This window comes from Neisseria sp. P0019.S002 (assembly GCF_051957155.1).
GTDB lineage: Bacteria > Pseudomonadota > Gammaproteobacteria > Burkholderiales > Neisseriaceae > Neisseria > Neisseria perflava.
This window is the reverse complement of record NZ_JBQCWS010000003.1, coordinates 366936-393846: the sequence shown is the minus strand read 5'-3', so window position 1 is coordinate 393846 and position 26911 is coordinate 366936. Positions and strand designations below refer to the sequence as shown.

General features: G+C 40.9%; 18 protein-coding genes. 1 reads left to right on the top strand and 17 read right to left on the bottom strand.

Annotated elements, in window-relative coordinates:
- The 17 genes from ACTHTY_RS07165 to ACTHTY_RS07085 form a co-directional block, all read right to left on the bottom strand.
- A partial coding sequence (locus tag ACTHTY_RS07165) for a PAAR-like domain-containing protein (RefSeq protein WP_440367025.1) occupies positions 1–242 on the bottom strand: 242 nt, incomplete at its 3' end.
- 80 nt (positions 243–322) lie between these two features.
- Entirely contained in the window at positions 323–1459 is a 1137-nt protein-coding gene (locus ACTHTY_RS07160) for a DUF2169 family type VI secretion system accessory protein (protein WP_440367023.1), read from the bottom strand.
- A gap of 16 nt (positions 1460–1475) precedes the next feature.
- A complete protein-coding gene (locus ACTHTY_RS07155; RefSeq protein ID WP_440367022.1) occupies positions 1476–3749 on the bottom strand; it encodes a type VI secretion system Vgr family protein in 2274 nt (757 codons plus the stop codon).
- A 130-nt stretch (positions 3750–3879) separates the two neighbouring features.
- Entirely contained in the window at positions 3880–7437 is a 3558-nt protein-coding gene (gene tssM / locus ACTHTY_RS07150; protein ID WP_440367021.1) for a type VI secretion system membrane subunit TssM, read from the bottom strand.
- Between the two features lie 31 nt (positions 7438–7468).
- A complete protein-coding gene (gene tssL, locus ACTHTY_RS07145) occupies positions 7469–8731 on the bottom strand; it encodes a type VI secretion system protein TssL, long form (RefSeq protein ID WP_440367020.1) in 1263 nt (420 codons plus the stop codon).
- 24 nt (positions 8732–8755) lie between these two features.
- The gene (gene tssK, locus ACTHTY_RS07140; protein WP_440367018.1) at positions 8756–10099 is read right to left on the bottom strand and encodes a type VI secretion system baseplate subunit TssK; all 1344 of its coding nucleotides are present in this window, start codon (positions 10097–10099) and stop codon (positions 8756–8758) included.
- Positions 10100–10132: 33 nt separating this feature from the next.
- Positions 10133–10756 carry a type VI secretion system lipoprotein TssJ gene (gene tssJ / locus ACTHTY_RS07135; RefSeq protein ID WP_440367016.1) on the bottom strand — a complete coding sequence of 208 codons (624 nt, stop codon included), beginning with the start codon at positions 10754–10756 and terminating at the stop codon, positions 10133–10135.
- A 134-nt stretch (positions 10757–10890) separates the two neighbouring features.
- Entirely contained in the window at positions 10891–13542 is a 2652-nt protein-coding gene (gene tssH / locus ACTHTY_RS07130; protein WP_440367014.1) for a type VI secretion system ATPase TssH, read from the bottom strand.
- An 84-nt stretch (positions 13543–13626) separates the two neighbouring features.
- Positions 13627–14667 carry a type VI secretion system baseplate subunit TssG gene (tssG, locus tag ACTHTY_RS07125; protein ID WP_440367013.1) on the bottom strand — a complete coding sequence of 347 codons (1041 nt, stop codon included), beginning with the start codon at positions 14665–14667 and terminating at the stop codon, positions 13627–13629.
- Entirely contained in the window at positions 14664–16640 is a 1977-nt protein-coding gene (locus tag ACTHTY_RS07120; RefSeq protein WP_440367010.1) for a type VI secretion system baseplate subunit TssF, read from the bottom strand. Before ACTHTY_RS07120 ends, tssG begins: the two co-directional genes overlap by 4 nt.
- Positions 16637–17149 (bottom strand): type VI secretion system baseplate subunit TssE, encoded by a 513-nt coding sequence (tssE, locus tag ACTHTY_RS07115; RefSeq protein WP_440367008.1) that lies wholly within the window; start codon positions 17147–17149, stop codon positions 16637–16639. Before tssE ends, ACTHTY_RS07120 begins: the two co-directional genes overlap by 4 nt.
- A 33-nt stretch (positions 17150–17182) precedes the next feature.
- Positions 17183–17998, bottom strand: a complete 816-nt coding sequence (locus ACTHTY_RS07110; RefSeq protein WP_440367006.1) for a type VI secretion system accessory protein TagJ — start codon at positions 17996–17998, stop codon at positions 17183–17185.
- 158 nt (positions 17999–18156) lie between these two features.
- Positions 18157–18639: an Hcp family type VI secretion system effector gene (locus ACTHTY_RS07105; protein WP_003761730.1), complete on the bottom strand. Its 483-nt coding sequence runs from the start codon at positions 18637–18639 to the stop codon at positions 18157–18159.
- An 80-nt stretch (positions 18640–18719) separates the two neighbouring features.
- Entirely contained in the window at positions 18720–20219 is a 1500-nt protein-coding gene (gene tssC / locus ACTHTY_RS07100; protein WP_204788583.1) for a type VI secretion system contractile sheath large subunit, read from the bottom strand.
- A 31-nt stretch (positions 20220–20250) separates the two neighbouring features.
- Positions 20251–20769 (bottom strand): type VI secretion system contractile sheath small subunit, encoded by a 519-nt coding sequence (gene tssB, locus ACTHTY_RS07095; RefSeq protein ID WP_371510096.1) that lies wholly within the window; start codon positions 20767–20769, stop codon positions 20251–20253.
- A 77-nt stretch (positions 20770–20846) separates the two neighbouring features.
- Complete coding sequence (tssA, locus tag ACTHTY_RS07090; protein WP_440367002.1) at positions 20847–21905, bottom strand: type VI secretion system protein TssA; 1059 nt, start codon at positions 21903–21905, stop codon at positions 20847–20849.
- A 4-nt stretch (positions 21906–21909) separates the two neighbouring features.
- Positions 21910–22464, bottom strand: coding sequence for a TagF domain-containing protein (locus ACTHTY_RS07085; RefSeq protein WP_440367001.1), 555 nt, complete (start codon positions 22462–22464; stop codon positions 21910–21912).
- Positions 22465–22797: 333 nt separating this feature from the next.
- Between ACTHTY_RS07085 and ACTHTY_RS07080 the strand changes: the two genes are divergently transcribed.
- The gene (locus ACTHTY_RS07080) at positions 22798–26910 is read left to right on the top strand and encodes a DUF6531 domain-containing protein (RefSeq protein WP_440367000.1); all 4113 of its coding nucleotides are present in this window, start codon (positions 22798–22800) and stop codon (positions 26908–26910) included.
- Position 26911: the final 1 nt, after the last annotated feature.

Sequence of the window (26911 nt, the reverse complement as noted above, 5' to 3'; positions counted from 1 at the left end):
CCCGGAAGGGCGATTTCGTCGCCATAAGTTTTATCCGTCTTACTGGCATTAAAGACAAAAGCAGGTTTGCGGTTGAGGCGTACGTCTTTGGCAACGGTCTTGGCACCGCCGAGGTCGGCAAAGAGTGGGAAGGGGATGGGTGGAACGGAAGGGGGAGCGGGTGGAGGCGGCCAACAGAAATCGGGGACGGTAAAGACAACGCGGAACTTGCTACTTTTACGGGCGATTTTATTGACGGCCATGGGGTGCTCCTGTTGTGAATATAGAGGCCGTCTGAAAAGTTGGCTGCAATTGGTTGGGAATCAGACGGCCTTTTAGTTGTTTACGCGAGTGCCGCAAGAGAAGGCGGTATCGGGATAAATTTGTCTTTTGAAATACGGCATGCAACTGCGGCTGCAATTTGTTCTGCCCGTTCATGTCGAGCAATAAACCTGAGTTGACATGCAGAAATTTCAAGCTCTTCTGCAAAAGAAGCCCGGTATGTACAGTCAATGCGGCGTTGCTCTACATCAACGAGTACGGTATCCAACACCATGTCTTTACACAAAGACATATTAGATGCAGTATGGGCATGTACAAATACAGTCTCTACCGGCAGATCGACAGTAAAGTACTGATTGGGCGCTTGAAAGGAATGTACCATGCCGGTAAATCCCAGTGTATAGATATGGTTAGGCTTTAGATGTGGCAATTGAAGGGAAGGATGAGCACCGTTCCAATAAGCCATAGAAAAATCTTTCGGCAATAAAGGTGCACGGTTAGCAATCCATTCTGCATCAGCAGTACCTGAGTGTTGTGCCCGTTGCGCAAAATAACGGGGCATAAAGCCGAATCCTTCGGGAGCAACATTTTCAGCAGGATCTCGTACCGGATGGCTTGGGTCATAAATCTGGTGGGCCTTTAATATTCGTTTGAACCCATTTTGTTTGAGTTGGGATTTGGGATAATAACCAATACCGACAGGATTTTGCTGATGTCCCTCATGATCGTCTTCAACTGCACTACCTCCAAAGGCAAATTCATAGCGGATAGGTAAGGAGAGAATAGGATCTGGTTCGCTTAGAGACCATCCGGCTATCTCTCTTACCCAGTAGCGCTCGCCAGTAAGAGCCAGACTCTTTTGGTAATCGCCAACACTCACCGCTACGGCAAGTTGCCGAGCGGGAGTGTCATCAGGTGCATAGGCGATTGCATTGACCACTAAATCAGTTTTAGGTTTATAAAGGCAAAAGTCGCTTTCAAACTGCGTTGAAGTTTGAGATGGTTCACCGTAAAACGTATCTGCAAATGTAAGAGGAGTCTGCGTTTGGGCAAACTCAAGTACAGTTTTTCCAGTTACAGGATCGATTTCAAACTCATAACTGACTTTAGCAACTACAACATCATACGTTCGATCTAACTGGTCGATGTTTTTAAATTGCTGAGTATGAAAGCAGGTAAAGTTCTCCAATTCGAACATTGATATACCTTTTCTTTTAGTTGATATCGACTTTTTTGCCGTCCATATCTACTACACTAGTGCCAACGATCTTAACTTTTTTACTAACGATAGAGATTTTATTTTTATCTATTACAATCATTGAGTTGCCTACTTGAAGGGTAATTTTGCTCCCAGCAGATAAGGTAATTTTATTGCCGGCATTAAGGCCAATATTTAAACCTGCATTAAGTCCCATAACTAGGCCAACGCTATGCATTTCGGCACCAACAACGTTGGTCATCCAACCACCTCCGACGTTTAGCATATAGCCAGCGCCAATGTTGGTCATTTGTCCGATACCAACGTTGCTCATACCATTTAGGCTGACGGTTTCCTGCTTATTGCCACCAATGCTGCTTACCTCGTTGGATACAATGGTTTTGTTACGATTGGCACCAACGGTCAACGCTTGATTTTTGCCGATAGAAACGTTTTGATCCAAGCCTACGGTTAAAGCCTGATTTTTTCCGATGCCAATGTTTTCATCGAGACCAACAGAATGGGTTCGATTTTTAGCGATAGAAACACTCTGATCTTTACCCACAGAAGTACTTTGGTTTTGACCAACACTAATGCTTTGGTTTTGGGTAATACTGGAAGTTTCGTTTTGGCCGACTGATTTGGTACGGTTTTGGGTAATTGAGGCAGTTTCGTTTTTTTGAACGGTTTTAGCTCGATCACCTACTACTGTTACAGTTTCATTATTACCAATTGTAGTGGTTCGGTCGTTGTTGACGTTACGGGTTTCATTGTTCTTAACAAGTGAGGTCAAGTCTTTCTGTGCCTGGAAGTTGACCATTTCAGACCCAGCAGTATCATTGAACATCAGTTCGTTAAAGTTGGCTAATGGAGAGTTAAAACTTTTACTCTTGATACCGGATTGCTTAGCTGCAGCAGGAAATCCCCATGGTGGCGACATTGCGCTGTTATACAGACGGCCTAATACAATAGGTCGATCAGCATCGCCATTAATAAAATCAACCAGTACTTCTTCGCCAATGCGTGGTGTATTAATAGAGCCATAGCCAGCACCAGCAGAGCCCTGAGTTACTCGTACCCAGTTGGAACTGTTTTCATCCATTTTTCCATAGCGATCCCAGTGGAACTGGACTTTAATATCGCCATATTCATTGGTGTAGACCTCTTCACCTGCAGGTCCTGTTACCGTAGCTGCTTGTGTCCCTAAAACTTTTGGCTTGGGAGTTTTAAGAGGAGGGCGGTATGGATAAGATTTAGGTAATACGCGGAATGAAATTCTAAATTTGCCAATACGGTCTCCAGACGTATAGCCTGCCTCTTCGAAATCATAATCAGCTTTTAAAATAGTATATTCGGTATTGGAAGATGCATGAGGGTGTTTGCTCAGGATAAACGTATAACCTGGAGCAAGTGTCAGTGCAGTGCCTGAGCCAGTAATAATCTTGGTTTGGCTTTTCAAATCTTCACTACGAACCTGACTGTAATTTTGTGCTTCTGCCACATCACTAAAACCTGTGTAGAAGTCATAGTGTTCCATAGATACCGAATTAAAGTCATGAACTGAGTCTGAAGACATCATCGGTACTTTGGCATTTTTATAATTGTATTCTTGAGTAACAAATTGACTAGATTTTAAAGCATCTCGTTCTTCCCAAATATCAATATAGGCAATATTTGGTGCCCCTGGTGCAGTATTTCGAGAGTGGTAGGGGATGTTAGGGGATGAAATAGCTTCTAAAACACCGACATCATCAGTAATAACCAGCTCATGTGAACCGTTACTGTGGGCAAAATAATAGTAGATACCTTCTTGTTCAAATAGGCGGTTTAAGAAATCAAAGCTATTTTCTTGATATTGAACACAAAAGCCTCTTGTTCGATACCCTTTTTGACATTTTATCTGGTATGGGAATCCGAATGGTGCTAAGACTTCATTAGCGATATCTAATACAGACTTATCAACGAAAACCCTGCTGTCCGTATTTTGAGTGAGGTACCACATGAATGGACGAGTGGTACAGGTATAGGCATGATAACCTTCTTCATCCTCATCTTCTCCAATGTAGCCAAAATCGGTAACTAGACCATTTAGGTAACGAGGATTACTTGCTTCGGTATCAATTTCCAATGTTACAGACTGACCAATAATATCTTTGCCTTGTAAATTTGGGTTTTGGGAGACCAATGTAATATTGAACTCAAACAGATTTGAAACGGATTCTGTTCCAAGCATTTTTTTGAATAATAGTTGTGATCCCAAAGGCGTATGAGCAACGATAGTTCTATTCATTTCGGGAAACTCCTTGTCAATCTTAAACCAATATTCCGGTTACAAGTATTTTTATACTATATTTTAAATAGGGATAAAATATGCGAATGTAATATTTTAGACAATATTATTTACATCTCTATTGAGACTTTTAAATACACTGAAAATTCCTTAATTTACTTAAATTAAAGGGATTGAAGGCAGTAGAAGTAGTAAATTCAAGTACAACATTTTTTCCTTTAATATTGTATTCGACAACGGTAGTATTTCCTGTTTGGCGAATAATTTTACCTTTTTCAATAAGGCGAAAGATTGACCAAGGCCCAGTTGAACTAATACCTGCGCTGTTAATTTGGGGAGAGGAGATGTCTATTTTAGCTAAAGCATTTTCACTCTTCGATGGCCAAGTAAAGGTTACAGGATTTACAGGACCATGGCTGTATACATAGCTCTTACCTGCATATGAAATATTTACACTTTCTAAACTGGTATCGAGAATTAAAACTTTAATCGAAAAGTCGAATGTAGGAGTTTCTGACCCTTTATCAAAATACCCTTGTTGAATGTCTGCTATATCATTTAGCTTTGCAAAACGATCTTTAAACGCATCATTTTTAGCAGTTAAAGTTTCCAGTTTTTCTGAGCGTGCCAATACGGCAGCTTCACCAGTCAAGTTGGTAAATTTACTGTAGATACCATTGGGACCAAATATACTGGTGAAACTCTCTAATGCGACATTGTCCTCCGATCCTTTATCGAAAGGGTATCCTTGTTGATGTATTTCTTGACAACTATTAGTCAATGTGGCCATTTGTTTTTCTAAAGTAGATAAAATTTTTTCATCAACAATTTTGTTAGTGTTTTTCAGAATAATTTCAGAAAAGTTATCTAACATTTGGCGAAAGGGAGGTGGCAGTCTATTTACTTCAGCCTTGTATTTTACGAAAGGATCATCAGGTGGTAAGTCCACTCCTTTTTCTACAGCAACATTAACGGCAACTAAATAAACATATAAATCATTTATAGCTTCTGTAACGTTATTAATAGCTGGAGGTTGATCATTAGTGGTTTCAGTTAATATATGGAAATCTGCAAAAGCATCATCGACTGGAGTTGCTTGTTTTAAAGCAGCTAATTCATTCTTTACATTATTCCCCTCTTCACTCTCTAAGAGTTTCGAGAGTCCTGCTCTATTTAACCAATCAGTAATTTTGCTTCCAGCTTTTTCTGTTATTCGTTTGTCAATAGTTAAAGTCGTATTATCACTAATTCCTTTAATAATATTGACTAAAGGTGAGTTCTTTTCAGATAGCAGCTTAGCAATTTGAGTACTCTCTCGTGATGACTTTGGTGTTACTAATGACAAATCAGATAAATAACTATTCCAAACTTTGATGTAATTACTGAAATAGATTCTTTGGGCATCAGAAAGGACAGATGCCTTGCTTTGACTTAAAGAAGCATAGTCACCTAATACCCAGTTGTCTTCATTAAAAAACTGCTCTGCAGATTTAACCATAGCAGGTAAAACTTTAGTAATGTAGGCTTCTTTGGTATAAATAAAGTTAATAGGTTCTTTTAAAGCCCCACCAGTCTTACGTCGGAATAGCAAGTGACTTTGCACACCACCCATACTTGAAAAAGATACAGGTGTAACTCCTCCCTTTCCAGAGAGAGTAACTGTATTTATGGTATCTTCTAATACCATGGTTGCAATGTCTCTTTGCGCAATTTCCTGTCTACGACGTTCTACTAATTCTTCATCATAGGGAACGCTTGGTGTAATGCTTTGTTTTGAAAGAATCTGATTCAGAGCTTTTTCAACAGATTTTTTTTGTTGGTCACTCATACCTGATGATTCTGTTTTAGACAAATTGGACATTAACCAGTTTTGCATAAAAGCAGCATCAAAATGTTCTTTGTGGAACATCATAAGATAAGCTTTTAATGCATCATAGCTATTAATATTGTTGGAGCCATTAGCTGTGCGTAGAAGTTCATCTAACTTATAGCTGATTAATGGCATTACGTTGTCTTGAAGAATTCTATAATAGGCTGACTCCCCAACATCTTTCATTTGGTTGCCTTGATAAAGGCCCATACGATAGCTGAGCGGAGGGGATAATAAATCTGGAATTTCTTTACTGGTAGTTGTATCTCTAACTTGTTCAGCAAATGTTACAGCCTTAAGTAAATCAGGGCCGTCTGTATATTTTTTTACATCTGAAGCTAAGCCAGTTGCTTTTTTATCAACCTGTTCAAGATATGATTGGTTATTGGAGTAACTATTCAGCATCATTGTTAAACATGCAATTACAACAGCTACAATAGCTCCAATACCTAGCCAATACAAGATTTGTTTTTTGACAAACCAAGATTTATTCTCACCAGCTAAATTTGCCTCGCTAAGAATAACGTCAGCAAATAGTTTATTTAAGAAAAAGCTATGTTCGTTATTCTGAGTAGAGGTCTGGTTTGAATCCAAGTATTTTTTAGATAATTGGAAATCACTTTGCAAACCTTCCAGTATAGGGTTGAGATGTTGTCCTGTTTGTGTTGCACTTGAAAAATAAACACCTCTCCATGTGATAGGTTGCTCGAATTTTGAAGATTTAGACAGCTCTTTAAATAGGGAAAGTACTGCTTGATTAAGGCGCTCAAATTCCTCGGGGAATGCAAAAGCTGCAGCCTTATCTTCAGTGGATTCTAATTGATGAACTGTGCCCAACATAGAGGAGCGTAATTTATCTACAATATCTGCTAAGGCATTAGAAGCAGTAGCGATAGGAGTTTCCATTCCTTCGGTATTAGATAGAGGAATCCCTAAATATTGATTTCTTTGTTCTTCAGTTAGATGGTCAAAGAATTCATTAAAACCATGCAATAAATCCAGTTTGGTTATCATAAGATAAACTGGGAAATGTATACCCAATTTAGTATGCATTTCATGGATTCTTTTACGCAGTTCTACTGAGATTTCTGTTATATTGGTTTTCCCGCCCAACAAATCATCTACACCTACAGTAACCAATACGCCATTTATTGGCTGTTTCGGTCGGTAACGTTGTAGCAGCGTTACAAACTCTTCCCAGTCGCTAGAGTCTTTACTGCTATGATTGTCATGTAAAGATAATCTACCAGCTGTATCGAGAAATACTATTTCATCCGACAGAAACCAATCACAATCTCGTGTACCTGCTAGGCCACTTACAGATGTCCCTAAAGTGCTCTCTAAAGGGAAGTTAAGACCAGAGCGTTTGAGTGCAGTTGTCTTACCAGATCCTGCTGCCCCTAGGACAACATACCATGGCATTTGATAAAGGTATTGACCTTCTTCTAGTCTAGCCAACAAACTGTTTTTAGATTTAGAAAATTTAGCATTTTTTAATACTTTGTCCATTTCAGCAAACTGGCGACTCATAGAGCTAACATCATTTGCACTTTTTAAAATAGGCTCTTGTGCTGCTCGAATTTCTTTCAATAAAGCAGCGTTTCGTCGAGATTCACGATATTGGCGAAATATAGCTTTAGCCAACCAAATACCAATAATAATGGTACACACTGCAAAACGAATAGTTTTGCTTACTAAAGGGCGAACTTCACCTATGGAGATCAATGGTCCAATAAACCATACTAATATAATCAGGCCGGTAATACCCAACATCACCCATAAAGAGCGAGAACCTAGAAAATAAATAATTTTTTTCATGTCTATTTTTTCCGTATCAATCTAAAATAGATTATTGTGTGCTTACACTACCGTTTGGTTGAGAATTGGAGGTATCGTTTTTTATTTCGACTGAACTACCTAGTTTGGGTCCAGTTTCTGTAGTAAATAATGTAATTTCAACTCTTCGGTTTTTAGCTCTGTTTTCCAAAGTATCGTTTGGTGCGACAGGATCGGTCGAGCCTCGTCCTTCAGAACGGATGCGTGTTCCGCCATTTTTAACGTAATTCAATAAAATTTCTTTTACTGCGTCTGCCCGAGCCTGTGATAAATGCCAGTTAGATGGAAAATTTAAGCTCTGAATTGGCTGATTGTCAGTGTATCCCGTAACAATAATTTGTCCTTCTACACTATCTAAGGCTTGGCTAACCGCAGCCAAAACAGGATAATATTGGTCTTGAATTTGTGCAGAGCCGGATTCAAATAAGCCATCACCTAAAATAGTAACAGTGCTTCTGTCTTGAAAATCTTCCACAGATACTAATTTTCTAGCAATCTCATTTTCCAATAAAGGCCGTAGTCGGACTGTTTTTTGTGTATCCTGTTGTTTGGTGATTACTGAAGGGAGTTTGAGGCTGTTTACTTTTGTACTGGCTGTATTGAATTTATCTCCTAATGACCATTGCATTGTAAAATAGCCTACACCTAATGCAACAGCTCCTAATACGCCTACTACCCATAAAGGAATAGCAAGCCTGCGTTTCCTTTGAATATTATTTGTAATAATCGGGTTATGTTTAAAAAGATTAACAGTTTGGTCAGGTCGTTTACTGTGAATTAAGGCAAGTAAGTCCCTTTTAATTTTATCGATCTCAAGCTCCCCATTGTTTAGAACCTGGTACTTACCTTTGTAACCAAATTGCAGGCATAAATACATAAACTCTAATAAATCAATATTCTTATCAGAATCTTGTTTCAAATTTTGAATGATTTCAAAAAAACGTTCTCCACCCCAAGTTTCATCATAAAAAGATACCAATAAGCTATTCTTTGACCAAGTTTCATCAGCCCAGCCTGCACGGACTGCTAATTCATCTACAAATGTACAAAGACAGTATTTTGCAGCCTGAATGGCATCATATTTAGCTCCATTTTTTTCAGCATTCTCTTCAAAATTATTAATTAAGAGAGAGAATTTATTAATTAGGCTGTCAGTAGATAATTGACTAGTAGTTTGCTGCATAGAGTTAGCCAAGATAAGAACAGGTTTAGCAGCTTCAATTAAAGGGTTATAAACATTTACTGCGTTGTTTGCAGTATTATTCTGGTTATTCATAATGAAATTCCAAATTAAATCAAATTAACTTAAAGACTTAATCGCCCAAAATTCAACATCTAAATTAGGGAAATTACCAGCCAAATGGAAAGCCATACCTGAGGAAGTATCAAACATATCCCATAATTCATGTTTTTTATCTAATTCAAAATAAACATAACCACTATGGTATGGTAATTCTCTTGGTGCCACGGATAACGCATGAACTTTAATTCCAGGTAAATGGTAAGCAACCAATTCCTTAACTTTTTCTACAGTACCTATTTTTACTACACTTGGAATTTTTTGGCGTAAGGCTTCGTTAGGCATATCAGCTTTGATGGCTAGGACAAATGAAGCTTTATCCAGTAAGCTTTGATCAGGAGTTTGGGCGACTCGGGTTGCTTCATCACGCAGATCTAATGGAATTCTAATTGCTCTTTGTTCAAGTACAATAGACAGTGATTTGCGCAAGTTAAAAAATAATTTACCAAAACATGATGCTAGATCATTGTGTTCATAAATAGGAACATCTCCTACTTTGCGTGAAGGAAGGAAAGTCATTAAATCAGCACATAATTTTGATAAGTTGACAAATAATTGTTCTGGATGAGTTTGACGAGCGCCTTCATTTTCATGATGCAAATAAGCCAGATATCGATTGATGGTCTGAAGCATCATAAAGTCCATTACTTCAACAGAACCTCCGGTATTTGGGTCGTTTACAGCGTTAGCTAGACTATTGCTTTTTTGCATTAATAAGCCGTATATTTCTGAAATGTAAGCTTTTAGGTGTTGTTGCTTTTGGCTTCCTAGGGAAGGTGGAATATATGATTCGTCTAGAATGATTTCAAAGTCTGCTGAACTGGATCGGATAACTGCAATAGGAAGGGCAGTTTGATTGCTAGTTAAATCATTTTCTAAAATCAATGTAGGATTAAGATCTGCTAGTGTAATTTGGCGACCGTCTAATTCAGAGTTTGTTGTATCTGCAAGGGTTTTCTCAAATGCTTTATATCGGTAAGAGTGAGCAGAATTTTGATTTAGAAAGTCAATCTCATTATTGACAGAGGATGGCAGAGTAATGGCTAAGCAAACTTTGGTATCTTTTATGTTTGCAGGTACTTTTAAGCTTAAATTTTCAAGTTGTTTTTGGGAAAACACAAATATAGAACCATCAGGAAAAATACCTTCTGCTTCAAGAATACCGAGAACACCATGTTTAAGGCTGTCTGAATCCAGTACTAAAGATGAAAACCCCCAAAAATAACCTTCTTTAGAAACAGCTAGTTGACGTAATCCAGACTCAAGATAACGTTCAAATTGCTGGAAATGCTGTGGGGTAATAAAGATTCCCTCTGACCAAACTACTTTTGCTTCAATTGCCATGCATTCAACCTCAAATTATTTATATATAAGTATTTATTCCTCGCGGAAAATGCCTTTGCTCAGGTCACTATTATTCTTACGAGTTTTCCCATTTTCTTTGATAAACAGATCATCAGGATGGCGCTCTTTATATTCTTTTAGCATTTCTTGCATCTCTGATTTCGATAATTGATATAATTCATTTTTCCCAATATTCACGTAGAAATAGTGTTTACCAAACTGATACCATCGTTGTTTTTGTTTTAATAAAATTAATTTCCATTGACTATTATCCAAATCACGATAACTGGCAACAACACCTAGGTATTTCAGATGAGAATCCATCTTGATAGGTAATACAGAAACCGTATCAGGGTGTAACATGAATTGGTTTTGTTGAATTAATTTGTCTCCTAAAGTTTCTTTAGCATTATTAGTAAGATCAAAATAGTTTGCTTTTTTAAATTCACCATCAGATGACAGTTGATACAAATCCAATCTGATAGGGGAGGGTTGATCAACTAAATTTGGATTGACATCGGGAGAAACTATAATTTGGACATCGATTTTTTCTCCACTTTCGTCAGATTCTTTTGGCGGTTTATGGTTGGACGCACATGCGCTTACCATCAAAGATATCATTACAAATGATGTGTATTTTATCAGTTTTCCATGCATTTTGGTTACCTAGGTACATCAATAGTGATTGTATTTAATGATAGAAATTTTAAATTAATCGACAGCCTAGACTTTAGGAACTAGTTGGTCTATGACTGTCGATCGAATACTAAGATTTCTTATTCTGCTTAGAATTATAAAGTATTTTTCTTTCTAAGTTTATATTTATATTGGTAATTGAAGTCATGATTGCTTATGTCGATATTTACGCTCAAAACTTGTTTCCCCTGTGTTGCGCAAGTAAGTAGTTCTTGGCTGATTTGTGGTAGAACCGTATTGGTAAGAATTGCATCGATCATGCGGCCACCTGATTCAACTTCTGTACAACGTGAAGTGATTAGTTTTAACACTTCAGGGGTATAGTGTAGATCGATGCCATGATTATCTTTAATGCGTTTTACGATACGGTCTAATTGCAATTCAACAATTTTTGAGAGCATATCATCGGATAGCGGATAGTAAGGAATAACTTGCATCCGGCCTAATAAAGCAGCTGGGAAAGTTTTCAGCAGGGGGGTACGCAGGGCTTTAGTTAGACCTTCTGGGGTAGGCAACATTTCGGGATCATCACACATATCCATAATTAAATCTGTACCAACGTTGGTGGTAAGAATGATAATAGTGTTTTTAAAGTCGATATAGCGGCCCTCGCCATCTTCCATCCAGCCTTTGTCGAATACTTGGAAAAAGATTTCATGAACATCTGGATGTGCTTTTTCTACTTCATCAAGTAAGACAACACTGTAAGGTTTACGACGTACAGCTTCAGTCAATACGCCACCTTCACCATAGCCGACATAACCTGGAGGAGCTCCTTTCAAAGTGGATACAGTATGAGCTTCTTGATATTCACTCATGTTGATGGTAATCACGTTTTGTTCACCACCATATAATGTATCGGCTAGAGCCAGTGCAGTTTCGGTTTTACCCACACCGGAAGGGCCAGCAAGCATGAAAACACCAATAGGCTTGTTGGGATTGTCTAGATTAGCGCGTGAAGTTTGAATACGGCGGGCAATCGCATCCAAACCGTGGCGTTGGCCGATGATGCGTTTATTTAAAGTATCAGCAAGCTGTAATACAGCTTCAACTTCGTCTTTCATCATTTTTCCGACAGGAATTCCAGTCCAGTCTGCTACAACGTCAGCAACCGTACGACTGTCTACTAACGGCATAACCAAAGGTTGGGCGCCTTGCAGTTTTTTCAATTTAGTAACCAGTTCTTTTTGGCGGGTACGCAACTGTTTATTTTCTTCATCGGTTGTTTCTTGTTCAACCTGCATGATTTGTTCACGTACAGCCAATAGCTTGGCAACTAAGTCTGCTTCAGATTTCCATCTGTCTTCTAATTTTTTCAGACGGCCTTCAACCTCAGTTAATTCTTTACCAATATTTGTGATTCTAGCTTCAGAATCAAAACTGAGTTTTTTCTCACGTTCTAAATTTGCTTGCTCAAGTTTTAATGCTTCTGACTTCTTGCGTAGATATTCAATGCTTCCAGGTACAGCATGTTGGCTGACTGCAACACGTGCGCAGGCAGTATCAATCAGGCCTACAGCTTTATCGGGGAGCTGACGTGCTGGAATATAGCGGTGAGAAAGTTTTACAGCAGCCTGGATTGCTTCATCAAGAATGATCACTTTATGGTGTTTTTCTAGAGAAGCATTCAATGCCCTAAGCATGTTGATGGCTTTTTCTTCATCGGGTTCATCTACTTGTACAACTTGGAAGCGACGAGTTAGGGCAGGATCTTTTTCAAAATATTTTTTGTATTCTGCCCATGTGGTTGCACCAATAGTACGAAGTTTGCCACGAGCTAATGCAGGTTTGAGTAAGTTGGCAGCATCACCAGTACCGGCAGCTCCACCGGCACCAATTAAAGTATGGATTTCGTCGATGAATAGCACGATTGGGGTTGGGCTTGATTCTACTTCATCCATAACTGCTCTGAGGCGTGATTCAAATTCTCCGCTAACACTGGCACCAGCTTTGAGCAAACCGATATCCAATAGAATTAATTGAACGTCTTTCAACCCAGGCGGAACATCTCCGGCAGCTAAACGTAATGCCAAAGCTTCAACCACAGCAGTCTTACCAACACCGGCTTCACCTGTAAGAATCGGGTTGTTTTGACGGCGACGCATTAGGATGTCAATCATTTGTCTGATTTCAGTGTCACGGCCTGTGATTGGATCTATTTCGCCATTTTTAGCCTTTTCGGTAAGATTGCTGCCGTATTTAGCTAAGGCACTTTCTTTGTGAGTAGCATTAGGCTCTGAAGATAAGGCATTTTTGGTAACATCAAGATTTTCTTCAGAGTTAGCAGTAATAGCAATAATATTGTTTGCCAATGTCTCTGGTTTGATTTTCAGGAATTCAGATGAAATATTGGCCAAAATACCCTGCAAAGTTTTATTTTGCAGCATGGTATAGAAAATATGAGCCGTACGGATTTTGTCTGTACCAAATTTTAGTGAACTGTATGTCCAAGTTTGTTCGACAAGGGTTTGGATATGTTCTGAGAAGTCAATAACGGCAGTAGCACCAACAGGCAGTTTTTCTACGGCAGCCAATACATCTTTTCGTACTTTGGTTTCATCTAAGTTAAACTGATTTATCAGGCAGAAGATATCTGTTTTTTCAGTTTGAAGTAGAGAGTGTAGCCAGTGTACTAATTCAACATAGCTGTTTTCTCGAAGACGACAGAAGGTATAGGCATTTTCCAAAGTTTTATACAAAGTAGTATTTAACTTACCAAATAATACGCTGCGGCTGATGTTTGACATAAGACGTCCTTAATTAAATTATTTCAAATATGTCCAAAATAGTTTTCTAAAGCTTTTATCGACGATGGCCGTCTGAAAAGCTGATTAATGATTGCTGACAATCAAGTCTTCTGCATCTCGGGAAACATTCCCCAGCCAAGTTGATAAGCCGAGTTGAGTGTTTCCTCCTAAATCCATCAGTGGAACTTCTTTTTGCATCAGAATAGGTTGGATGTCCCATTCATATTCTTCTGCGGCAAATAAACGAACCCATTCGCGTAAACGGGCTGCATTAATACCGTCTTTAAAGAATGATTGGTAGGCTGGTAGAGTAAGGGGGCCAATAATAATCCGGAATTTACTTTGCATATCATAGAGTTTGTCACCTAGTAGTAAACCGTCCCCCAGTGTGTAGTTGCCCATAATCCCAATTTGCGTTTTCTCTTCTTCGACTTCAACCCAGTACCCTACGTTAGTTTGAATGTTAACGGGAACTTGGAAATAGCGAGTGAGCAGTTGTTGCAGGTTGACTGCAGATCGGCTTTGTTTTATTAATAGACCGGAAAAATAACGTTTAGCAAATTCGTGAATTAAACCTTTGTTATGTGTGGTCGGAATATTAAGGCCATTAAAACTGGCAATATATTTTCCGAAGCGGTCTTCAGCATTTTTATCTAAAGATGTAATGCTTTGGGCATTGGCCCATGCCCGATAGAATAAGATAGCCAGGCGGTGTTGCAACATGTTTGCAAAACCTGTCCATGCCCGGTCACCGTGTTGATGTTGGCGTTCATAAGCATACTCGGTTAAATGTAGCGGTAGTGGACCAGATGGGCCAAACAGACCAAATCCATTAATGGAAATTTCTACATAATGTGGTGATAAGGTTACCGATTGGAGATTGCGTGGGGCAAAAGTAAGCGAAGGATTTTGGCGGATCCTTATTTTCTCCATTTTGGGGCTAATGGCTTTGCCTAATATTAGCCCAGCAGTAATAAATTTAACGGATTCAAGCTGGCGCAAGAGTGAAAAATAATCATACTTATATGGTTGAGAGGAAACTTTATTTAAAAAGACTGTAAGTTTTTCATCCCAAGCATTGTCTAATGAGTCACCAAAATCTGTTTTTGGGTTGACTGGACTCATATAATCATCCTCTCCCCAATTTCAGACGGCCAAGTAGCAATATGACCTTGCTGGAGCGTGTCAATTCGCAGTTGTACAAATGAGTTAATAGACACCAAACGTCGGAAATAATGGTTTAAAACTGATCCAAATAGGAAAGGATGGACGCCGCCTAATTGAGCTTCGTCCAGTGTAACGGTAATGTTGATTCCTCGGATAGGGGCGGCAACTCCATAATGACGGACTACTTTGTTAATAATTGAGGTTTCAACTCGTGTAATTGATTCAATCTGTTTTTTCAGTAAATCACTTTCAGAAGAAACAAATACTGTTAAAAGCTCTTTTAAAGCAACAGGTGCATCTTCTTTATCAGTATTTAAAAGAGACAGGTAATTTAAACTTAATTGATTTAAAAATGACCAAAGAGTCCTATCTTCACTTACTGCTTCTTGAGGTCTTGTTAATTTAGAAATCAGTTTAATCGATTTGACTGGCAAAAATCCCTCAATAAGAAAGTCAGATTCTCCGTCTCGAGGCATGATTAGAGGCAAATCTCTGCTTGTACACCAAGCGTCGACAGAAAGGTGCTGTACGTTTGAATTAAAGGCGTAATTCTGATTATTAGCAAGAGATAAAAATACCTCACTACCTAAATAGGAAGAGCGAAAACCATTTTTAGCTGAGTTTTCGGATGGTACTCTATCAGCACGACGAGCAGAAAAATAAGCATGCTGAGTTTGGGCTTCTGGAAAGAGTCCTATATCCGGTGCTTTGTACATCGGTGAAAATACTACGGTTTGAAGGTTGTTGGTATCAAAGCCTTTTACTTGCTCGATAGCGTAGACTTCATAATTCAGGGGCTGGGTACGGTCGATAACGACATGGTGCTCCTGATCTTGAATATTTACCGGAAAGCGTGAGCTTTTTTTTCTGAATAAGTTGACGACTGGTACGGCATTTACAGAAAAATCATCTACACCGATCAGCTCAGTTAATTCAGGTATTTTATTACTGAATAAAAATGAAAGACTAAAATAGCGTTTACGATAAGTAATAATTTTTTTATTTACTCCCTTATCGTTTACGATTTCCTCTAAATGTTCGGGTACTTTAGGCAAGTATCCTTTTTTCTCGGCTTGTTGGATGGCTTGTTTAATATTTTTTTGAGAAATAAATAGAAACTTTTCCGGTAGGCGTGAATACTCCTGCATAATTCGGAATGCACTCACCGATTTATCTAAATTAAATGATAAGGCTTCATCTTCTCGAAAACCACGATGTTCTGGTGTAGTAGGTAATGGGTAATACCATTGTTTTGGATTTTCGTAACTGTGACAAACAACGCCCACGCATTCAGAAGCCAATAGAAACAGCAATGAAGATGATTTGGAAAGCTCTGAACCCAAAAATATAGATAATTCATCTGGCAACATCTCTGAACATGCACCTGGTACGCTCAATGAAAAATCCAAACGCAAGGCAGATTGTACTTTCTTACTAGAGGATTGTTTGAGTGCAGGGAGTGTGTTTGGCAAATAACCTATTGAGTCAGTGTATGTGGCTTTTTCAATACGAAGTGGCAGAATTTCAGTAGTTTTAGTTACAGAAAATGGACAACTTACTTTAAATTCATCAATAGGCAGAGACCTTAATATTTTGCCTCGTTCCAGTAGATTGATCACATCAGCGTTATATTGATTAGTAGGCTCTAGATTGACAATAGCTGCAGCCGGTTTTTGATTGATGAAGTCAGGATAAACAACTTCTAAGATTCTTTGGACAAAACGAGGATACTCCGCATCCAGTTTAAGTTGGGTGCGTGCAGTAAGAAAACTTACCCCTTCCAAGAGTCTTTCAACATAGGGGTCAGGAATATCAGTTGTATCTAAAGCTAATCTTGAGGCTATCTTAGGATATTGGGCTGCAAACTCTTTACCCATTTCCTTTAGAAAAGTTAGCTCTTTGTTGTAGTAAGACAGTAATTTATTATTCAAGCCCCATTTCCCCCATCTAATAAGTCAAACAATCCTGTTTCAACATCCATGCTGGTTCGGAGCAAGAATTCTTTAGGATAAGGATTGAGTTTCAGGTAACCTTTGATTTCAATAATGAGTTTATTGTGTAAAGCATCGTCATCATCGTCTGAGGTATTTACGATCACTTGTAGAGTCTTATTTTCAAGACGCGGTTCAAAATCGATGATGGCTTGTTTGATGTTCTGTTCCACATCTTGCCATTCAATATCAGAAAAATTAATACCAGAAAGGGGAGGGATACCATAATTTAATGTAGAAGAGCGTACATTTTCAGTTAGGTCAATCCCCATAGTTTCTGCTTGCATGTTGCATGTATTCAGTAGATAAAGAATATCACGCAGTACTGCTTGCTGATATTGATCAAGATTAATGACCTGATCGGAGCGTGCCTCTTTTTTTCTGCGCGGTTCTTCATCTGTTAGTCTGTCAAATAAAGAGGGTAACAGTTGATTTTTGAATTGCGACATGTTTAATTGCTGAGTTTGAAGGATGGATAGATTTTAATGATTTTGTTCAAATCTAATATTACGAATATCTAAAAGGCCAAAATCATGGTTATCGGTATACAAAGTTTTTTGACCAACCCCTGTAAAGAGTTGCTCTGCTATTTCAATCCAGTCAGTTTGTGAGCACTTCATTAGCAGATCTGACCATGCTGTTTCCTCACCAGGCATAACAGTATAGCGAGCAGGACTAGTACATTGAATACACTCACCATTAGTAAATTTAATTTCAGACGCTCTCCAGATGATGTCCAGTAAGGAACTTGGAGCCTTAAAAGAAATATTTTCAATAGAATCCCATGTTTGCCAGTAATAGTGACCTTGATAGAAATATTCATAAACGAAGGCAGTACGTACGTCTCCATCCATAATCCAGTTGCTATCAATTTCAGAAACTGATTTATCTGCTAAAAGGTAAGTAATATGTACGGGGGAGCCGTCTATATTCTCAGATAACACAGTATAATCATCGACAAGAGCCTTGTTTTTCTGTTCTGAAACATGGGCAACTAAAGAGAGTTGCTTTTGAAGAATATCAAGTTTACTTGCGTGCTGTTCTAGAGTTTTGGGTTTTTGCTGTGTTTCAAAGACTGCTTGGCGACGTATTTCAGCAGAAATATTTTCAATAAGGTAGAGCATCAGGGGCTTTTGAGTATCGGGAAAGAGTTTTTGGTATTGCCCAATCTGTTTTAAAGCCTGTTCCCATTTTGCGCACAGACACTGATATTGAATCAGCGCTAAACGATGTTCTTGATTGTCAGGATTTGAACGCACAAGCTCAATCATGTCTGATAATTTAGTTTTCAAATCCATTTCAATAATTCCTTATTTATTTAAAAGAATAGCAACTACAGCTAGAACTAATTTTTCAGTAAGAAGTAATGTCGTCTAAAAAGTAAAGTCATTATGTATAAAGCCTGACTTAAAAATGCCTTTTAAGTCAGGCTTATTCAATGAAATCTACATATCAATTATGCAGATTTATTTTCTTTGATGTTGAAGGCCATTTGAACTTCAGCACCTTTAGAACCTTTATCGGTTTGTTCCCAATATTGGTTTTTCACTTTTGCAGCTTGGAATGAATAACGCATTTTCAGCGCATCATTGTCTTGTACGCCGATGAATTTCACACCGGTTACCAAGACATCTTCCAATGTGGTGCGTGAGTATTCAATTTGCTCACCACCAGCTTTGCAAACAGAAATTTCTACTTTGCTCAAGTGTTGGCCGGTAGCGCAGTTTTTCAGAATGGTTGGAGCTGCTTTATCGATAGCGGCAACTACGGTCAAGTCATTGAAATTGACTTTACCGGCACCACCGCCACCACCACTAGTCATTGAACCAGGTTGCTCTGCACCCCAGTCAAAACTTTCGATGTTAGTCCAGTCTTTGTGGTTAGAATCTTTTGATTCACCATTTACACCTTCGACTTTCATGAACATATCAATAGCCATTTTTTACTCTCCTAGTTAAAAAATACAAGCGATTTAACGACAGGGCACTAAATATACCCAACTAAATAAACTAAGCCTGACTATTCTTGTTTAGTCGAAGGCAATTTGGAAACCAAGCGTAGAGAAACGGTAAGTCCCTCAAGTTGATAATGAGGACGCAGGAAGAACTTAGAAGTGTAGTATCCTGGATTATCTTCTACTTCTTCTACAACTACCTCTGCTGCAGCCAATGGTTTACGGGCTTTTGTCTCTTGGGTGGAGTTAGCAGGATCTCCATCTACATAATTCATAATCCATTCGTTCAACCAACGTTCCATGTCATCACGCTCACGGAACGAGCCAACTTTGTCACGAACAATACATTTTAAGTAGTGTGCGAAACGGCAACATGCGAATAAGTAAGGCAAGCGAGCAGATAAACGTGCATTAGCAGTAGCATCTGGATCATAATATTCAGATGGTTTATGCAAAGATTGGGCACCGATAAATGCTGCTAAATCTGTGTTTTTACGATGGATTAATGGCATAAAGCCCAATGCAGCCAGTTCTGCCTCGCGGCGGTCGCTAATAGCAATTTCTGTTGGGCATTTCATGTCTACCCCACCATCATCGGTTGGGAATGTGTGGCAGGGAAGATTTTCAACGATACCGCCTGATTCCACACCGCGAATAGCGGTACACCAGCCATAGTATTTAAATGAGCGGTTAATATTTACTGCCATTGCATAAGCAGCATTAGCCCAAGTATATTTATTGTGATCTGCACCTTCTGTTTCTTCTTCGAAGTCAAATTCGTCTACAGGATTTGTTGTGGCACCATAAGGCAGGCGAGACAGGAAACGAGGTAGGGCTAAACCGATATAACGTGAATCTTCGGATTCACGCAGGCTTCGCCATGGAGCATATTCGGCATTTTGGAAGATTTTGCTTAAGTCGCGCGGATTAGCTAATTCTTGCCAGGATTCCATTTGCATTAACTTGGGAGAGGCACCTGCAATAAATGGGCAGTGCGCAGCCGCGGCAATCTTTTCAAGGCTATTGAGCATTTCTACATCAGGGGCAGAATGATCAAAATAATAGTCACCAACTAAGCAACCAAAAGGTTCACCACCGAATTGGCCGTACTCTTCCTCATAGATACGTTTAAAGAGTGGGCTTTGATCCCAGGCAGTACCTTTAAAGCGTTTTAAGTTACGAGCAACTTCTTTTTTGGAAATAGGCAACACTTTGATTTTTAACAAAGTATCTGTTTCGGTATTAGTCACTAAATGATGTAGGCCGCGCCATTCACCTTCAAGTTTTTGAAAATCCTCATGATGCAAGATCAAGTTGATTTGTTCAGAAAGCTTTCTGTCAATTTCGGCAATAATTGCTTCAATGGTTTGATAGGTATCATCTGAAATGGTTACGGCATTTTGTAGGGCTTGCTGAGCCAATGTTGCGACTGCATTAGTTACAGCGCTTTTAGCTTCTTCCGTTTTAGGTTTGAATTCTTTTTGAAGCAGCTGTTCAAATTCATTGGTTGCAAACACATGTTGCGAACTGCCATTTCCTAGGGTATCTAATTGTTTTTCAGCCATGATTTACTTTCACTTCTAGTTTTATTAGAGACTATTGTTCATCTTTGGATGTTGATTTGGGCGCGGCTGCAAGACTTTTTAGTAATTCGCTGTCTCCTAAGACTTTTCCAATTAGTTCTTCAGCCCCACTTTTACCATCCATATATGAGAGTAAATTAGACAGTTCTGTACGTGCCTGTAAAAGCTCATTTAGAGGTGCTACTTTTTTAGCTATTGCAGCCGGTGAGAAGTCATCCATGCTTTCCAATTCGAGTTCTACATTCAAATTCCCTTCACCTGTCAATGTATTTTTTACGTTGAAGGCGACACGAGGTTTAAGGGCTTTCATGCGTTCGTCGAAATTGTCTACATCAATTTCTAAGAATTTTCGTTCGGCCAAGTCAGGCAGTGGCTCGACAGGTTTACCAACCAAATCTGCCATAATACCCATAACGAAAGGCAGTTCAATCTTTTTCTCTGAGCCATACAACTCTACGTCATATTCAATTTGCACGCGAGGAGCTCGATTGCGGGCAATAAACTTTTGACCTGATGATTTATTTCGTGACATGGTTATAACCTTAGGATAATTAATAATGTTGTATATCTAAAAGATATTTACGAAATTGTGGATGAGGTTTACTAATTTTAGGAATTTGCTGTATCTTCATCTGGTTTGCCAATTAAAACTTCTAAATTGGCAATACTTTCTGGGCTAATATCTTTCATGATGTCATAAAAGTTCATATTCATTTGTCGTTGCACTCTGCGGATAAACAGTGGTGCAGGGTGGCTGGGCTCAAGAGTTTCAAAATAAATGCAGATTTTCTCTAAAGCCAGATCAACATCAGCGCGATTTTTAATATTTAGACGGCGCCATGCATCAGCCTCTTGAATAGATTGTTCTTGCGTAATAGCCAAGCTGTTAGTTTCGGAGGGTAACTCAGGCTGTTCTATCTGTTGTACTGAGGGAGTACTCCCATCATTATAATTGATGGCTTTGTGAATTAGGGTAAGAGGTTTCTGAATAATATCAAAATCAAGTGAGTGTTCATCCTGTAAATTAGACGAGAAAATGCGTTGGATATCTTTCAGGCAGTCCAATGCTTGAATTAATGCGGCCAATTCAGGTTTTCCCGTATCGGCATTCACCCTAATGTCGAGCATTAGCCGTTCTTTACCTCCCGGATAATTTTGTGGATCATTCCCTTGTAGGATAGAAACAGCTTCTTTTACAGTAATTGGCTGTTGGGTTAACCCATTTATCAATAATTTAGATGAAAGAATCTCTTTTATGATGCCATCAAGTGTGGTAAAGGAACTAAGGGCATTGATCCTGTAAAATGGGTCAAATTCACCGTCTTCATCCTCTAGTTTAGGATAAATTGATTCCCAATACAGGTCTATATTAGCTCTGATTGCTTCGCAACCAGCACAGAATCCTACGAGTCCATGTTTGGCAGTAAGAGCTTGTGTATAATAAGCCAAGACATGTAAATCTTTAGACTCGGCTAGCAATTGATTGCATAACTTTTCTACCGTTGCCCAATCAGCTTCTTCTGCCGGAATAATCGTGTCACCATACTGTTGTTCTGGTTTGCCTTCAGCTACGCTTTGTAGTTCTAAAAAGCGGCTATCGTATTCGATATTTACACCTTCAGGACTGTCGATAGAGATAGGTTCGTCCCAGCGAGGAAATGTGTTCATCTACTTATGATCCAAATAACTTATTAAACAGTGAGCATGAGGGGATGCCTTCATGTTTTATGTGGTAACCGCTTTCAATTTCTTGCCAAAAACTACCAATGCCGTCTGAATCAGATAAAAAGTTGTGAAAGGATTCAGAGAGGATAGAGTTCTCTGTTGTATCACTATTGTAAAAATCTTCGATACAACATTCCCCTTCTTTTAATATCTCGCGAAAGGAGTTTTTTTTCTTTAAAAGAAAAAAAAGAGAATCAAGGGATTCGGGAATAGAGCTAGGTTTATAAAATAACACAAATGGGTATTTTCTGCCAATTTTATCAGAACTACCAGCAGCCATACCAGTATAAATAAGACTATCAGGTAATTTGATACAAAATAGCCAAATTTGCAAAGGGGAATATGTTTTTTGAGTGAATGAAATTAATTTGTTTTGGCCGGAGCATCGGTTAAACCAGTTATCCCAAAAGAATCTATCGCTAGTTTGAAGATTCTCGGAGAAAATAAAATCACGTGATTGATTCAGTTTGCCAAAAAAATAGACTTCATTTTGCTTAAGCATAAGTAGTCATCATAAGAAAAGAGGTTTTAGATTCCCAAGTTGCTAATCAGATACAACTGCTAAGCTCGTACTCTAGCATAATTCGATGTGTTGATAAATATAAATTTAAACCGCTTGAAATAATAACCTAAGAAATGTAAATAATCTTTAAAAATATGCGCTTACTATATGAAATATAAATAATAAAGTTTATCAAATACAGTTTTATTTATAGCTTATTGTTTGTTATAATTTTTGCAAAATAATGTGTTCAAAGTCCTCAGAAAGTGATTGAGGTTCCTTGTTTTGAGGTTTCTACTTGTAGATTAATTAGGATTTCGACGGAGTAATCGCATGTCCTCTTCCGGTAACACCATAGGTATTCTTGTTCCTCAACCTTCTGCACCTGCCATGGTGTCCAAAGGATCTGCCAATCCGCCTGAGCCGCTGACTAATGCAGCCGGTCCGGTGGATGTGATAGAGATGGTGGCTGATGTTGCCTCTAGTGCCCTTTCTTTGGTTGCTCCTGACTCTGCTGCAGCTAATGTGGCTGATGCTGTATCTGATGTGGTTTCGCTCGCTTCAATGGTCCCAGGTTTGCCTAGTGTTAGACTGCCTTCACGAAAAATGGTCAGTGGTTTCGGTGGGGGTAGTGGAGCAGGTTCTGATGGCGGGGTAGTTACTTCTGGTCATGGTCACTGTATTCCCTGTAAAGTTGCAGCAGCTATCGGTAATCCTGTCAATGCCGTACTTGGTATCAAAGTCCTATTTGACGATACAGAGACCGACTTTGCCTTTGACTCCCCGCTTCCACTTGTTTGGCAGCGCAGCTACTATTCTGACCAAGTAGGCAACGGCTGGTTGGGACAGGGTTGGTCGCTGCCGTTCTCCATGCGTCTTGTCCGCACTGCCGACGGTTTCCTTTATATTGATGAGCAGGGCAGGGAAATTCCGTTGCCGGATATCAGCGACGAAGCGGACGAGCCTTATTCCGCAGCCGACGAAGATGAAGACGATTTATATGAAGAAGAGGATGCCCCAAGACTTGCTTCCGCCGAAGAAGATCCCTACGGTCTGGATGACGCCTATTTCGATCCTTACGAACAAATCTTCTTTTCTCAGATTTCAGACGACCTCTACCAAATCGCCTCCCCCGACGGCGGCGCACGGCTGCTGTTTGCCGAAGTCGATTCCGGTTGCGGCATTTACCAACTGGTCGCCCAACTCGACCGCAACGGTCGCCATATCCGCCTCTGCTACGACGACAACGGACTGCCGCACAGCATTTACGACGGCAGCGGTCGACACTTCCAACCCGTATTCTCCTCCATCCGGCTGCACGACAACGATCCCGACTTCGACCCGGCTGGAGAAAGGGACGTATTCGTTTCCGAAGACGAACGTTTCTACGTCAACCGCCTTACTTCCGTTACCTTTAATGGCAAGGAGCTGGTACGCTACGACTACGACGGCTACGGCGATTTGACCGCCGTTTACGGACGAGACGGTAAAAAACTGCGCGGTTTCGCCTACCGCAACCACATCATGGTCGAACACAGCCAGCCCGACGGACTGGTGTCCCGCTACGAATACGACCGTTACGACACCGACGGCAAAGTGCTCAAAAGCAGCAACAACCTCGGCGAAGAATGGGCGTTCGACTACCGCAAAGACCATACCGTCGTTACCGACGCATTGGGGAGGACGGAAGTATACGGTTTCGACGAAAACCAAGAACTCGTCTACCGCATCGATGCCGACGGACAACGCAGCGACAGCGAACGCGACGACTACGGCCGCATTACCGTAGAACGCGATCCGCTCGGACGCGAAACCCGCTATCTCTACGATACCGAAGGCAACGTCATCGCCATCACCGCGCCGGACGGCAGCAGCACCCAAATCGACTACCACGAAACCCTCAACCTGCCGGTTGCCGTCAACGATCCCGCCGGCAGGATTACCGCCTATACCTACGACGGACGCGGCAACCTCGTCAGCATCACCGACCCCGCCGGTTACACCACAAGTTACGGCTACAACGCCCAATGGCTGCCCGAAACCATTACCGACGCCTTAGGCAAAACCCGACGCCTACACTACGACACCCTCGACCAGCTTGTCTGCTTTACCGACTGTACCGGCGAAACCACTCGTTTCGCTTACACCGAATACGGCGATCTCGAAACCGTTACCGATGCGCTGGGCCATACCACCCGCCACCACTACGACGCAGCGGGCAACCCCGTCCGTACCGACTATCCCGACGGCAGTCACGAAACCTTCGAATACGACCGCCTCAACCGTCTGACCGCCCACATCGACGGACTCGGTGCCAAAACCGCTTACGAGCTCGCAGTGGACGGACTGCCGCTCAAACGCACCAACGCGCTGGGCCATACCTTCGCCTACGCCTACGACAAAGCTCGCCGTCTGACCGTCCTCACCAACGAAAACGGCGAAACCTACCGTCTCGATTACGACCCGACCGACAACCTGATCCAAGAAACCGGCTGGGACGGCAAAATCACCGCCTACGGCTACGATGCCGCCGGACAACTGGTTCAACAGACCGAATACGGTCAAAGCACCGATAAAGGTCGTCTGAAAGACCGACCCGAGACTTGGCACATCCATCATTTCAAACGCAACATCCTCGGTCAACTGATCGAAAAACAAAGCCGCAAAGTGTCCCACAAAAACGGACAAAGCAAAGACGAAGGCATCAGCCGCACCCGTTTCGACTACGACCCCATTACCGGCAACCTGACCAAAGCCCGCAACCAACACAGCAGCGTCGAACTCGCCTACGACGGACTCGACCGCCTCATCGGTGAAACCACCGTCCACAACGGCCAAAGCGCCACCGTAGGCTACCAATACGACCCGCTGGGCAACCGCATCCGCACCATCCTGCCCGACGGCTGCCAGATTGATTACCTTTACTACGGCAGCGGACACCTGCACCAAATCAGCCTCGACGGCGAAGTCATTACCGACATCGAACGCGACAAACTGCACCGCGAAATCCAAAGGACACAGGGCAGCATCAGCAGCCTGTACGACTACGACCCCATGGGTCGTCTGAAAAGCCAGCGTACCGTCCGGAGCGGCACACAAACGCTTCACGGCAAACAAAATCCGCTGACCGGCGGCGCCGTCAACCGCCGTTACGCCTACGACAAAGCCGGCAACCTGATTCAAAGCGCCGACCAAAGAAGCGGCGTACTCAATTATGTTTACGACAAAATCGGACGGATTCAAGAAGCCCGCAACAGCCAAACCGGCCGCAGCGAAACATTCGCCTTCGACCCCGCCCACAACATCCTTTCCGACAAAATAGCCGAAGGGAAGGGCAAAGGCAGTAACATTAGCAGCGGAAACCGCCTAGAATCATACAACGGCATCGAATACACCTACGACGCCTTGGGCAACCTGATCTACCGCCAGTTGCCCGACGGCGAAAACCAATATTACCAATACGATTTAGAAAATCAACTTGTCCGCGCCGAAATCAAAAAGCCCGTCGGCAACACCGAAATCTGGACATACGCCTACGACCCGTTCGGCAGAAGGCTCTCCAAAGAACGCCAAGACAAACTCGCCTGGACGAGCACCGACCCCAAACGCACCCACTTCGTCTGGGACGGCAGCCGCCTGTTGCAGGAGTACACCTACAAAGGCAGCTATACCTATCTCTACACCGACCAAGACAGCTACGAACCGCTGGCGCAAATCTTTGATAACGCCAAAGATGGCAAACAATACCTCGCCTATTTCCACAACGACCAAGTCGGCATACCGAGGGAGATGACCGACATCCACGGCAATCTCTTATGGTACGGCGAATACACCGCCTGGGGCCGTCTGAAAAAAGACGGGCGGGTTTACAAGGATGCGCATCAGCCGTTCAGATTGCAAAACCAGTACTTCGATGAGGAGACCGGTCTGCATTACAACCTGATGCGGTATTACGAGCCTGAGGTCGGTCGGTTTGTGAATCAGGATCCGATTGGGTTGTTGGGTGGGGATAATTTGTATCGGTTTGCTCCTAATACTCAAGAATGGATTGATCCATGGGGTTTAGTTAAACTTGGTGGTGTTGCTCCCTATGGTTCAAAAAAACATGTAGGGGACAATCTTGATGCTCATGAAATGTTACGAAATGCCTTTCTTAAGGATAGCCCTTTAACGACAATTACCAATCGTCAAGGAGCTAAAGGTAATCCGGCAATGGGCCTTACAAAAGATTTACATAGAGCGGTCCATGATGCAGAAGCTCGGCTAAGAGCTGCAAAAGGAATGGGAAGGAATGATTATTTTAAACGTGGTAAAGACGAAATTAGAATTATGTATAGAGCAATGCAGGAGGTCTTAGTTGAAAATGAAAAAGTTATTACACAAAATCAGCTAAGACAAATGCGTAAGCAGGCAATAAAGTTTGCTAAAAAACATAAATGCTATTAAG